This is a genomic window from Verrucomicrobiia bacterium, from assembly GCA_036268055.1.
Taxonomy (GTDB): Bacteria; Verrucomicrobiota; Verrucomicrobiia; order Limisphaerales; family Pedosphaeraceae; genus DATAUW01.
In genome coordinates this window covers 227080-239703 of sequence record DATAUW010000013.1, presented here as the reverse complement: position 1 = coordinate 239703, position 12624 = coordinate 227080, and the positions used below count along the sequence as shown (strand labels likewise).

Below are 12624 nucleotides of genomic sequence, written 5' to 3'. Positions count from 1 at the left end.
GTGAGACCGTGGAATTTTTTTGCAGCTTCGCGGCAAAAATTATTTGCGCTTTTGTGCGTCTGTCCCATCCTAACGCATGCTCAAAACTGAATTCATTCCTGCGCTCAACAAAAGTTCGCGCCTCATGATCATGCTGCATGGGCTCGGTGACAGCAGCGCGGGTTTTCGCTGGCTGCCTGAAGCGTTGAATCTTCCGTGGATGAATTACCTGCTCGTCAATGCGCCCGATGCCTATTACGGCGGTTATTCGTGGTACGATTTTGCCGGCGAGCCAGCGGACGGAGTTTTGCGCAGCCGGAAAATGCTTTTTGAATTGCTCGACGCCCAGCGCGCCGCCGATTTTCCCACGGAGCAAACGATTCTCTCCGGCTTCTCGCAAGGCTGCCTGATGACGATTGAAGTCGGTTTGCGTTATCCGCATTTGTTTGCGGGGTTGGTGGGTATCAGCGGTTACGTGCATGAACCGGAAGAATCCATTCGTGATCTTACGCCGCTGGCCAAACAACAACGCATCCTCATCACTCATGGCACGCAAGACCCGATCATTCCGTTTGCCGCGGTACGCCAGCAAATTCAGCAGTTGAAAGACGCGGGCATCCAAATCGAGTGGCACGAATTCGTCAAGGCCCACACGATCGCTGGAGAAACTGAACTCAGCGTCATACGAAAATTCATCACCACGGGATACGACCATCAAACCACAAAAAAATAACGCGCGAACATTCGCGCGTAAAAAAATAGCCCGGCGCTGCAAGTGAAGTTGGCGGGTTGCAACGCCGGGCCGGCAGGACCGAAGAGACGACACCACCTCCCTGGCGCGTCGCCGCATTCGGAAATCGGTCAGCCGCGAGGCTGGCTTTCGGTGAGCAAAATCTGTTCAGGCTTGAGGCGCGGCGCGGGTTCCCATTCAAAGGCGCGATCCACGACCTGGCGCATTTGGCCGAACCACCAATGCGCGCGGTTCTGGCGGCGGTCACGCTGGGCAACGCGCGGGCAGCGATTGGCGGTTTCAAATCCCAGTTCCATTTGATTTTTATTTGTCATAACCAAAGTGCCTTTCATGTTTACGCGCCAAGGTTATCCACAGGGGATGGACAAAGAGTGTCCAAGTCGAAAAATTATTTCGCCGCCGAAACTGTTTTATATTTTCAAAAGCTTGCTATATTGACGCCAAGGGCAGGCATGGGTCTTGCCGGTTAAGGTTGAATGAATTATGGCTGCTGAACGATTTACCACCAAAGCACAGGCGGCGATGCAATCCGCATTGCGCATCGCGCAGGAATATTCGAGCCAGGAAGTGGATGGCGAACATCTCTTCGCGGCATTGCTCGAACCCGATGACGGCCTCATCGAACCGCTGTTGCAAAAACTCGGCGTGCCGCTTCCCAAACTGAATGCCGATCTCAAGGCGATTCTGGACCGCCGTGGCAAAGTTCAGAACGTGGCTGAACCATTTTTGAGCACGGCCTTTAAACAATCGCTTGCCGCCGCCGAAGAGCAGGCGAAAAAGCTCAAGGACGAATATATCAGCACGGAACATTTGCTTCTTGGTTTGATGCAGGAAGGCGGTCCGGAGCTGAAAAAATTATTTAAGTCGTCAGGCATCAAGGCCAATGATGTCTTGAAGGCGCTTGCTGAATTGCGCGGCAACCAGCGCGTCACCGACGAAAATCCCGAGGGAAAATTTCGCGCGCTGGAAAAATATGGCCGCGATCTCACCGCGCTTGCCCGCGAAGGCAAGATTGATCCCGTCATTGGCCGCGATGAGGAAATCCGCCGGGTGATGCAGGTCTTGACGCGCCGCACTAAAAATAATCCCGTGCTCATCGGCGAACCGGGTGTTGGAAAAACTGCGATTGCCGAAGGCTTGGCTCGCCGTATTGTCAGTGGTGATGTTCCAGAGTCTTTGAAGAACAAAAAATTGGTCGCGATGGATTTGGGCGCGATGATTGCCGGCGCGAAATATCGCGGCGAATTTGAGGATCGTCTCAAGGCATTTCTCAAAGAGATCACCGCCAGCGAAGGGCGCGTCATTTTGTTCATTGATGAATTGCACACGCTCGTCGGCGCGGGCGCTGCGGAAGGCGCGGCGGACGCGGCGAATATGCTCAAGCCGCAGTTGTCGCGCGGCGAATTGCGCTGCATCGGCGCGACCACGCTCGACGAATATCGCAAGCACATCGAAAAAGATGCCGCGCTGGAACGCCGCTTCCAACCCATCTACGTAAATGAACCGTCGGTGGAAGCGACCATCGCGATTTTGCGCGGTTTGAAAGAGCGTTATGAAGTGCATCACGGCATTCGCATCCAGGACGCGGCGTTGATTGCGGCGGCAACCTTATCCAATCGCTACATCACCGATCGTTTTCTTCCGGACAAGGCGGTGGATTTGATGGATGAAGCGGCCTCGCGCCTGCGCATGGAACTTGATTCCATGCCCGTGGAAATTGACAAACTCGAACGCCAGATCATGCAACTCGAAATTGAGCAGGCGGCGCTCAGGAAAGAAAAAGATGAGGCCTCGGCTGAGCGTTTGAAAAAATTGGAACGCGACCTGGCGAATTTCAAAGAGCAGGCGAGCAAACTCAAGGCCCAATGGCAAAATGAAAAAGCCTCGATCAACGCGGCGGGCATCATTAATTCCCAACTGGAAGCCGCGCGCCAGGAACAGGAAGCGGCGCAGCGCACCGGCGATTTGAATCTCGCCGCGCAAATTCAGTACGGGACGATTCCCGATTTGCAAAAGAAATTGGCGGCGGCGCAGGAGGGCCTTCACGAGATGCAACAGGAGAGCCGTTTGTTGAATGAAGAAGTCACCGAGGAAGACATTGCGCAAGTGGTGTCGGCGTGGACCGGCATTCCCGTGAGCCGCATGCTCGAAGGCGAGCGCAACAAACTCATGGACATGGAACAGCGTTTGCAACAACGCGTCGTCGGCCAAAAGGAAGCGATCACTGCCATTGCGAATGCCGTGCGGCGTTCACGCAGCGGTTTGCAGGATCCCGGCCGGCCGGTGGGCTCGTTTATTTTTCTCGGCCCGACAGGGGTTGGAAAAACGGAGCTAGCGCGCGCGCTCGCGGAATTTTTATTCGACGATGAAAATGCGATGGTACGCATTGACATGAGCGAATACACCGAGAAGCACACCGTGGCGCGGTTGATCGGTGCGCCGCCCGGATATATCGGTTACGAGGAAGGCGGGCAATTCAGTGAAGCCGTGCGGCGCCGGCCTTATTGCGTGGTGCTGCTGGATGAAATCGAAAAAGCGCACTCGGACGTTTTTAATGTGCTGCTGCAAGTGCTCGATGACGGGCGGCTGACAGACGGGCAGGGGAGGACGGTGGATTTCAAGAACACCATCATCATTATGACCAGCAATATCGGCTCGCCGATCATCCAGGAATTTTACGATGCCGATAAAATTGATCCGAAGGCCCACGCCGAGATGGAGCGGCTTGTGCGCATGGAATTGAAGTCGCAATTTCGCCCCGAGTTTTTGAACCGCGTGGATGACATTATCATTTTCCATAATCTCACCGAAGAACAGCTTGAATCCATCGTGGACATTCAGTTGCATCGCCTTGAAAAGCGCCTGGCCGGACAAAATTTGCATTTGAACGCCGACGCCGACGCGAGAAAATTACTGGCAAGCGAAGGGTATGATCCGCAATTCGGCGCGCGCCCGTTGAAGCGCACGATCCAGGAGCAAGTGCTTGATCCGCTGGCGATGAAGGTGCTCGCCGGCGAATTCAAGCCCGGCGACAACATCACGGTCAGCGCCAGCAATGGCGAATTGGTATTTCATAAAACCGGTGAATAATTTTTTGATGAGTGATTGAAATGAAATCGTGGAAGATCATCGTTTCAATCGCCATCGTGGCGGCAGTGGTGGCGTTCGTATTTTTACGCACTGCCAATCACACGGTCGAATTTCGGCGCGCGCTTTATTCCGGAGACATTTCGCAAGTTGAGAAATTGCTTCAGGCTCATCCAACGCTGGCGAATGCGGACGTAGATCCCAGCAAAGGCTGGACGCCTTTGCACGTGGCCGCGAACCTGGGCGATCCTGACTTGGTGAAACTTCTGGTCCACTATGGGGCGAAAGTGGACGTGCGCGATAAGCGCGGGCTGACGCCGTTGTTGTGGACGGCCTTCGCCGGACGCCGCGATGCTGCCGCCGCATTGCTCTCGAATGGCGCGGACATCAATGCCCGCGGACCTGATGGTCGTACTACTCTCGACTTGGCAAAATTATCACTCGACAACAGCTTGATTGATTTGTTGCGCGAGCGCGGTGCGCACGAATGATCTTCCTGGCGCGCGCTGAATTCGCGCCTTTACAAAGGCCATTCCTGGGTTATCGTAAATCAACCCAAGTTCCCGTTCAAACATGCGTACCCTCGAACACTTGTTGGACTGGCAATGGCCTCATGGCCTCGCGCAATGGTTGTATCCGCAAGCGTTTCTCACGGCCCGCAATTCACCGATGGAGGATTAACCATGCATATCTCCGGCACCATAGATTCGTTACTGAACCAAAAACCTCGCGCGCTCTGCTCCGTCGCTCCGCAGGACACCGTGTTCGACGCCATCAAACTGATGTCCGATAAAAATATCGGCGCGCTGCTTGTGATGAGCGGCGGCAATTTGATGGGCATGTTTTCGGAACGCGATTACACGCGCAAAGTCGTGCTCAAAGGCAAATCGTCCAAGACCACCGCCGTAAAGGAAATCATTTCCATGCCGGTCATTTCCGTGACACCGTCGCACACGGTCGAGGAATGCATGCGCCTGATGACGGAACATCGTGTCCGCCATTTGCCGGTTCTCGATGGCGAGAAGGTGGTGGGCATCATTTCCATCGGCGATCTCGTCAACTGGATCATCAGCGCGCAGACCCAGGCGTTGAACCAAATGGAAGATTACATCAGCGGAAAATATCCCGGCTGACCGGGCGCGCTAGTCGCATGCGCCCCTGCCGCCGCGGAAACTATTTCACGAGCACGTTGTCCCGGATGTTCGTGGCATCCACCACGCCGGATGCGATGTGTATCAGCTTCGTGTGCAGCTTCTCATTTTTAACTGAACCGCTGAAGGTGACGCGGCCATTGCTGGCGACGATTTTTACATTTCGATAAACGGTGCCGTTGTTGATATTGTCGTGCGTCAACGCAATGAGGATTTCACGCTCCAATTCCCGGTCGTTTTTGGGCGCGGTTGCGGTCGTGGGATTGGCGGGCTTGGACGCACTATCGCCAACGGCCGTCATCGGAGACGTATCGGCCAAGGCGGTGAGGCTGACCGCGAGGATTGCAGGAAGAGCCGCTCGTTTAAATACGGCCAACGATTTTGCACTGCGCATAACGATTCCTTTCGAGTAACAACCCGGTGCCGCTCAGGACGGAGCGAGTGTCGTAATCCTCGCCGCCTTCGCGTATATCATCACCTGGGTTACGCTCTCAGAAAAGCAGGAGCTGTGCCGTTCGCAATCTTGCAATAATGACGGGCAAATGATGAAGCTTTTGCGCTGGTGCGTGTTCGTCATGGAGTGGATTATTCACTCCATGACCGCTTCGCTTCGTCGAGGAACGATTTATAATTTCAAGTTCTGATCCGTCACAGCGCCGTACGTCGCTGAAGTGACGAGGTGCGCGTACTTGGCGAGCACACCGCGCGTGTAACGGGGTTTTGGCGCTTTCCACGCTTTGCGCCGCTTCTTCATTTCCGCCGCGGAAACATCCAAAGTCAATTCCCGCCGCTCCGCATCAATGGTGATCGTGTCGCCGTTTTTCACCAGCGCCAGCGCGCCGCCGACGTATGCCTCCGGCGTCACGTGGCCCACCACGAAACCGTGGCTGCCGCCGGAAAATCGCCCGTCCGTTATCAACGCTACTTCCTTGCCCAAACCTTTGCCCATAATCGCCGAAGTCGGTGAAAGCATTTCGCGCATGCCGGGTCCGCCTTTCGGCCCTTCGTAGCGAATCACGATCACGTGGCCTTTTTTTACCGTGCCGTCGAGAATCGCCGTGAGCGCTTTTTCTTCGGATTCAAAAACAATCGCCTTGCCGGTGAAACGCAAGCCTTCCTTGCCGCTGATTTTTGCCACGGCACCTTCCGCCGCGAGATTTCCATAAAGCACCACCAAATGGCTGTCCTTCTTGATCGGTTTGTCGAGCGGATAGATGATCGTCTGGCTGGCGGGATACGGTTGCACACTCGCGAGGTCGTCGCGCAAGGTCTGGCCCGTCACGGTGAGACACTCGCCATGCAGCAATCCGGCATCGAGCAGCATCTTCATTAGCGGACGGATGCCGCCGATGGCGACCAACTCGGACATCAAATGTTTTCCGCTCGGTTTCAAATCCGCCAGCACCGGAACGCGTTTGCCGATTCGTGTAAAATCATCTAGGCCAAGTTTCACTTCAGCCGCATTCGCCATCGCAAGCAAATGCAACACGGCGTTTGTCGAGCCACCCAGCGCAATCACAACCGTGATGGCATTTTCAAACGCCTTGCGCGTCATGATGTCGCGGGGCTTGATGCCGCGCTTGATCAGATTCACCACCGCCGCGCCCGCTTGCAGCGAGTCTTTTTTCTTCGCGGGCGAAATCGCAACTTGCGCCGAGCTATTCGGCAAACTCATTCCCAATGCTTCAATCGCGCTGGCCATCGTGTTCGCGGTGTACATGCCGCCGCAGGAACCTGGACCGGGAATTGCGCACGACTCGATCGCGAGCAATTCAGCGTCGGAGATTTTTTTATTCGCATGCGCGCCGACCGCCTCAAACACGGAAACCACGTCGAGCTTGCGCGTGTCGCCGGTGATGCAGCCGGGCAGGATCGTGCCGCCGTAAACGAACACCGCCGAGCGGTTCATTCGCGCGATGGCCATCATTGCGCCCGGCATATTTTTATCGCAACCGCCGATCGCCACGAAACCGTCCATCCCTTCGCAGCCGACCACCGTCTCGATGGAATCGGCGATCACCTCGCGTGATACCAGCGAATATTTCATGCCTTCTGAACCCATCGAAATGCCATCGGAAACCGTGATGGTATTGAAGATAATCGCCTTGCCGCCCGCTTCGTTCGCGCCTTTTTCGGCTTCGAGCGCGAGCTTATCAATGTGCATATTGCACGGCGTGACCATGCTCCAGGTCGAAGCGATGCCGATCACGGGTTTCTTGAAATCTTCCGGCTTGAAACCGACCGGATAAAGCATCGCGCGGCTGGCGGCGCGCTCCGGGCCGTCGAGCACCTGGCTCGAGTAAGGACGCAATGGATCCACTTTCTTGCTGGCGGATGGTTTGTTTTTCATCGTGTGCTAGATTTCCCCAAAAGTGAGATTCTGACAAGTGCGCTCTGTGGCTGCGGCTTGCAAACGGTCGGATAACCCTCCAATAAATAACAAAATTTTTTACGCCGGCACCGGCTTCACTAATTTCTTAACCAGCACCTTCGAGTTGCGCCCGCTTTGATCGTATTTTTCCCGGCGCATCGGCGGCAAATCATCCGGTGTGCCTTCGACAAATCCCGCCTTCGATTGGAAATAAGTGAACGCCTGCGTCGAAAGCGCCAGCAATTCGCTCAAGCCTGATTCCCGCGCCTTCGTTTCGACAAATTGAATCAGCTTTTGTCCGATGCCTTCATTCTCGTGCGAAGGACTGACATATAAACACGCCAGTTCGCCTTTGTTCACGTCGGGATAAACATGCAGCGCCACGCACGCCACCGGATTTTTATCAATTTCAAAAATGTAAAAATCGTTAAGCTGTTTTTCTAAAATCGTGCGCGTGCGCTTCACCAACTCCTCATTGTCAACCGAGTTTTTGGTCAATACCTGGATGCTGCGGATGTCCTTTTTCTTCGCCGGGCGCACCTGCTGATATTCGTTCGCGTAGATGAGCGTGCCGATGCCTTCATTGGAAAATACTTCCGCCAGCAAACCTTCATCCACGCGCCCGTTGATCACATGCACGCGCTGGACACCCGCGTTGCAAGCCGCCGCCGCGTGCCGCGCCTTGGACATCATGTCAGGCGCGAAACTTTGCTTGGCGAGCAGCGCGTTCAAATCGGCCACGATCATCTGGCGGATTAATTGCCCCTGAAGCAGCAACCCGTCCTGCGCGGTGATAAAAATTAATTTGGTCGCCTTGAGCGCATCCGCCACCGCGACCGCCACACTGTCAGAATTCACGCGATACGTTTTTCCATCGCCGTCGAATCCCAGCGGCGGAATGACCGGCACGATGCCTTGGCTCAGCAGCGTCTGGAGCAATTCCACATCCACGCGCTCAACCTTGCCGGTAAACAAATGATCCACGCCCTGGATGATTCCCAGCGGATGCGCGATGATCGCATTCGACGAAGCCGCGCGCAAATCATTGGCCGAAAGTCCTTCGAGGATTTCGTGCGTCAAACGGTTCGCCGCCGTCAACGCCAGCTTGAGCGTTTCGGCGTCGGTGATGCCGCTGCCGTCGAGGTCGGACGCCTTGACATTTTGTTCCTCGGCCAGCGCCTTGACCTGCGCGGCGGCGCCGTGAGTCAGCACCACGCGAATATTCAGCGAGCGCAGGACGGCGATATCGAGGAGGATATTGCCAAAATTTTCGTCCGTGATGATCGCGCCATCAATGCTGAGGATGAACGTCTTCTCCCGAAAACGCGGAATGTATTGCAGGATGCCCCGCAGGTCAGTGAGTTTCACTTTATTTAATCAATTTACTCGACTGATAAGTAATCTCTTTTGGCGGGGATTCAATATTAATTTCACTGGGTCACAAACCTTACCGGTGGCCAATGAAATCGTGCGCTGTCATTCCGATGTCTTTGGCGATTTGTCGCAAGAGAAATGGGGAAATGTCCCGGCCCGAATGAAACGGCACGGTTGTTCCACGACCATCGGCGTGACGATACTGAATATGGGAACCTCGTTGACGAACTTCATGGAATCCAAGTTTTGACAAGATTGCGCAAACTTCTCGCGGTTTTAAAACCGGGATGTTTCCCATAATCAGCCAACGTTTACGGTTTGCGTGCCGACAAATTCAGCTTCGAGCTTTGGCTCTCCGTCCTCCAAAAGCATCTCCACGACCTCAACTAAATTTTGGTTTAACTCATCCAAAGTCGCGCCTTGAGAATGTGCGCCCGGAAAGCCGGGAATGAATCCCACAAAAAGATTTGTTTCGGGGCATCGCTCAACAACTGCGGTGTATTTTTTCATTCCTGATTAAGGGTATCACGGCATTTGTTAGTGTCAATGTGGGCGGGTCGCAGTTCGAGACAAACCAAGGCAGATATTAAGTTCGCAAAATTTTTTTCAACGCCATCACGCAACGTGCGTTTTCCTGCGCGCTGCCGATGGAGATGCGAATCCACTCCGGCAACTGATACCCCGCCAGCGGCCTCACAATGACCCCCAGCTTCTGCAATTCATTAAAAACCTTCACTCCCTCGCCGACGCGCGCGAGAATGAAATTCGCGGACGACGGAATGATCTCCAATCGCATTTGCTGTAAGGCTGTGGCTATAAATTTCAGTCCTTCCGAATTGTTAGTCCGTGTTTTCTCCACATGCGCCGTATCGTCCAGCGCCGCCAGCGCGCCAGCCTGGGCGACGGAATTGATGTTGAAAGGCTGGCGGATTTTTTCCAGCGCGGCGATCAATTCCGGCTGGGCGATTCCGTAGCCAAGCCGCAAACCAGCCAAGCCATAAATTTTCGAGAATGTCCGCATGAGCAGCAAATTCGGATGTTTGCCGGAACGGATCAGGGGTAGTAAATCCAGCGGCTCGTCCAAAAATTCAATGTAAGCCTCATCCATCGCGAGCAAAATATTTTGCGGGACTTGTTCGATCAACCGCAGGATGTCCGCGCGCGATGCCAGCGTGCCGGTGGGGTTATTCGGGTTCGCGACAAAAATAACTTTTGTCTTGGGCGTGATGGCCGCGAGCATCGCCGGCAGATCGTGTCCATAGTCGCGTGCCGGAATTTCAACCAGATTTGCGCCAAAGATCCGGGTGACGATCGGATAAACGGCAAAACAATATTGCGATACGATCACCTCCGCGCCAGGCGCAAGCATCGCGTGTCCGACAAATTCGATGATCTCATTCGAGCCGTTGCCGAGAATCAAGTTCGAGGTGTTGAGTCCCAATTTTTCCGCCAGCTTTTGTTTCAGGTAAAACGCATTTCCATCCGGGTAAAGGTGCAACTGCGCGATGGCCTTTTGCATCGCGGCCAGCGCGGCAGGCGAAGGGCCCAGCGGATTTTCGTTCGACGCGAGTTTGATGATGTCGCTGGCGGGCAATCCGAGTTCGCGCGCCACTTCTTCGATGGGGCGGCCGGGTTGATACACGGGCACATTTTCCAGCGCCGGATTGAGGGGCAGGGGAGAAGACATTTTAAAGTTTGGTCAAGATGCGTTGCACGTCCACGTGTTTCGCGATGAGGTCGCGGATGAGCGTGATTTTTTGCGCGTCACCGGGCCGCGTTTTGACGGTCAAGTCATGCACCCGCGAAGCCACGTGATAACTGTCCTTCTCCGCGAGCAAAACGGGAATCGGCATCGCGCGAATTTGTTTCAACACACTCGCGCTGGGTTTCAGATTTCCAGTCAGAACGATTCCCGCCATCATCGGGCCTTTCTGACCTTCCAAACTCGCGCGCGCGGCGAGAATAATATCTTCGCGGTCGCCCGGTGTGATCAGCAACACACCTGGCTTGAAGAGATGTAGCGCATTGTGCGCGCCCATCGCGCCCACCGCCACGTCTTCGACAAGATTTTGCAAATCGCCGCTGACATTGAGCATCGTGGCATTCAGTTCTTCGCGAATCAAATCCACCGTCGGGCTCGAAAGTACTTCCTCATGCGGCAATACGCCCAGCAGGTCCAAGCCTTTTCGCTTGAGGCCGCGCCGCGCGAAATCGGCAATAAAATCCAATTTGTCATTGAGCACTTTATTGATGATCACACCGATGATTTCGATGCCTTCCTTTTCAAACAACGCCTGGTTCAGGCAAACTTCATCAATCGGCCGGCCAATTCCTCCCTGCGTCACGATGATCACTTTTGCGCCCAGGGTTTTTGCCACCTGCGCGTTCGACAAATCAAAGACGGAGCCCACGCCGGCGTGCCCCGAGCCTTCGCACAAGACAAAATCCTTTTCCCATGCGACGCGGTCGAAGGCCTTTTGAATTTTTTTTACCAACGCTTCGTTGTTGGCCGACTGCAAATATTTTTTCGTGAAATCCGGCTCGACCGCGATGGGGCTCATGTCCACGAGCGGGCAATTCAGCCGAAACACGCTGTCCATGAGCACCGTGTCTTCATCAATTTTTTGCTCCTCGATCTCCACGAAGCGCTGGCCGACCGGTTTGATGTAGCCGATGCGCGGATAAAATTTTTGCAACGCCGCGATCATCCCCAGCGACGTCGTTGTCTTGCCGTCATTCTGCCGCGTGGCGGCGATGAAAACCCGTGGCGTGGTGGCGTTCATGTGCTGGGATTATTCGCCCGGAAGATTCGAGCCCGCGCCCGGATAGAGCTTGGCGTATTCAATCGCCTGGAGTCCCACGATTGCGGAAACACCCAAAATATCATGGGCATTCGAGCCGCGCGAAACGTCCGCTGCCGGGCGGTCCAATCCCAGCAAAATCTGCCCGTAAGCATTCGCCCGCGCGACATGTTGGATTAATTTACTCGCGATATTTCCCGAGTTGAGATCGGGAAAAATCAACACCGTGGCCTGGCCTGCGACTTTGCTGTCCGGCAATTTCCGGCACGCGATTTCCGGCACCAAAGCGGCGTCCACCTGAAGTTCGCCGTCGAAATCCGCTTCGACTTTATGCGTCGCGGCTTTTTGCACCGCCAGCGCCGTCGCTGCCTGCACGCGCCCGATGGACGGATGCGTTGCGCTGCCTTTGGTTGAAAACGAAAGCAACGCCACGCGCGGACGAGTGCCCAAAATTTGCCGCGCCAACTGCGCCGTGGAAACGGCGATGTCAGCCAGTTGGTCCACCGTGGGTTCAGGAATGACGCCGCAATCCGCCATGAACAAACAACCGTTTTCGCCGAAGCGGGTGTCCTCGACTTCCATCACCATGCAACTGGAAGCGGTGGCAATCGTCGGCGCGACCTTGATGATCTGGAACAATGGCCGCAGGACGCTGCCGGTGATTTGGTTCGTGCCGGACACGAGGCCGTCCGCCTGATGCATCGCCACCATCATGGCGCCGTAATAATTCGGCAGCAGCATCGCTTCGCGCGCTTCTTGAGATTTGAGCCCTTTGAAGCGGCGCAACGATTCAAAGCGCCGGGAAAAAGCATCCAGGTCTTCACTCTCGGCGGGATTGATGATGCGCACGCCTTCGAGCGACACATTAAGGCTCTGCGCCGCCTCTTTGATTTTGGTGCGGTTGCCCAAAAGAATGGGTACACCAAGCCGCAACGAATGGAATTGCCGCGCCGCCTGCAACACGCGCGGTTCCGTGCCTTCGGGAAAGACAATCCGCTTCGGATGCCGCTGCAACTTCTCGATCACACTGCCGATGAAACGCATGGCAGTTAAGTAACCGACCATCGCGCAAACTGCAAATCAAACCTCGAAAGAAAAGTGCGGCTTAAC

General features: G+C 55.0%; 13 protein-coding genes. 4 read left to right on the top strand and 9 right to left on the bottom strand.

All coding sequences use genetic code 11. From position 1 onward, the window contains the following. The first annotated feature begins 76 nt into the window (after window positions 1–76). Window positions 77–712, top strand: a complete 636-nt coding sequence (locus tag VH413_07900) for a serine esterase (GenBank protein ID HEX3798608.1) — start codon at window positions 77–79, stop codon at window positions 710–712. 128 nt (window positions 713–840) lie between these two features. Here VH413_07900 and VH413_07895 read toward each other — a convergent pair whose 3' ends face one another. Further along, complete coding sequence (locus VH413_07895; GenBank protein HEX3798607.1) at window positions 841–1044, bottom strand: hypothetical protein; 204 nt, start codon at window positions 1042–1044, stop codon at window positions 841–843. A gap of 169 nt (window positions 1045–1213) precedes the next feature. Between VH413_07895 and clpB the strand changes: the two genes are divergently transcribed. The 3 genes from clpB to VH413_07880 all read left to right on the top strand — a co-directional run bounded on the left by clpB (window position 1214) and on the right by VH413_07880 (window position 4950). Continuing rightward, window positions 1214–3820, top strand: coding sequence for an ATP-dependent chaperone ClpB (clpB, locus tag VH413_07890; GenBank protein HEX3798606.1), 2607 nt, complete (start codon window positions 1214–1216; stop codon window positions 3818–3820). A gap of 20 nt (window positions 3821–3840) precedes the next feature. Next, the gene (locus VH413_07885; protein HEX3798605.1) at window positions 3841–4308 is read left to right on the top strand and encodes an ankyrin repeat domain-containing protein; all 468 of its coding nucleotides are present in this window, start codon (window positions 3841–3843) and stop codon (window positions 4306–4308) included. A gap of 192 nt (window positions 4309–4500) precedes the next feature. Further along, window positions 4501–4950 (top strand): CBS domain-containing protein, encoded by a 450-nt coding sequence (locus VH413_07880; protein ID HEX3798604.1) that lies wholly within the window; start codon window positions 4501–4503, stop codon window positions 4948–4950. A 40-nt stretch (window positions 4951–4990) separates the two neighbouring features. On the opposite strand, the gene VH413_07875 is transcribed toward VH413_07880, so the two are convergent. From VH413_07875 to VH413_07840, 8 genes are all read right to left on the bottom strand, one after another. Then, on the bottom strand, window positions 4991–5362 hold the full coding sequence (locus VH413_07875) for a BON domain-containing protein (protein HEX3798603.1): 372 nt from the start codon (window positions 5360–5362) through the stop codon (window positions 4991–4993). Between the two features lie 231 nt (window positions 5363–5593). Further along, the gene (gene ilvD / locus VH413_07870; GenBank protein HEX3798602.1) at window positions 5594–7318 is read right to left on the bottom strand and encodes a dihydroxy-acid dehydratase; all 1725 of its coding nucleotides are present in this window, start codon (window positions 7316–7318) and stop codon (window positions 5594–5596) included. A 99-nt stretch (window positions 7319–7417) separates the two neighbouring features. After that, a complete protein-coding gene (gene argA / locus VH413_07865) occupies window positions 7418–8707 on the bottom strand; it encodes an amino-acid N-acetyltransferase (GenBank protein HEX3798601.1) in 1290 nt (429 codons plus the stop codon). Between the two features lie 79 nt (window positions 8708–8786). Beyond that, entirely contained in the window at window positions 8787–9011 is a 225-nt protein-coding gene (locus VH413_07860; GenBank protein ID HEX3798600.1) for a type II toxin-antitoxin system HicA family toxin, read from the bottom strand. Between the two features lie 2 nt (window positions 9012–9013). Continuing rightward, window positions 9014–9223, bottom strand: a complete 210-nt coding sequence (locus tag VH413_07855; GenBank protein HEX3798599.1) for a type II toxin-antitoxin system HicB family antitoxin — start codon at window positions 9221–9223, stop codon at window positions 9014–9016. Window positions 9224–9299: 76 nt separating this feature from the next. Continuing rightward, window positions 9300–10400: a histidinol-phosphate transaminase gene (gene hisC / locus VH413_07850; protein HEX3798598.1), complete on the bottom strand. Its 1101-nt coding sequence runs from the start codon at window positions 10398–10400 to the stop codon at window positions 9300–9302. A 1-nt stretch (window position 10401) separates the two neighbouring features. Continuing rightward, window positions 10402–11496, bottom strand: a complete 1095-nt coding sequence (locus tag VH413_07845) for an AAA family ATPase (GenBank protein ID HEX3798597.1) — start codon at window positions 11494–11496, stop codon at window positions 10402–10404. Between the two features lie 9 nt (window positions 11497–11505). Continuing rightward, window positions 11506–12579, bottom strand: a complete 1074-nt coding sequence (locus VH413_07840; protein ID HEX3798596.1) for a phosphate acyltransferase — start codon at window positions 12577–12579, stop codon at window positions 11506–11508. Window positions 12580–12624 lie beyond the last annotated feature (45 nt).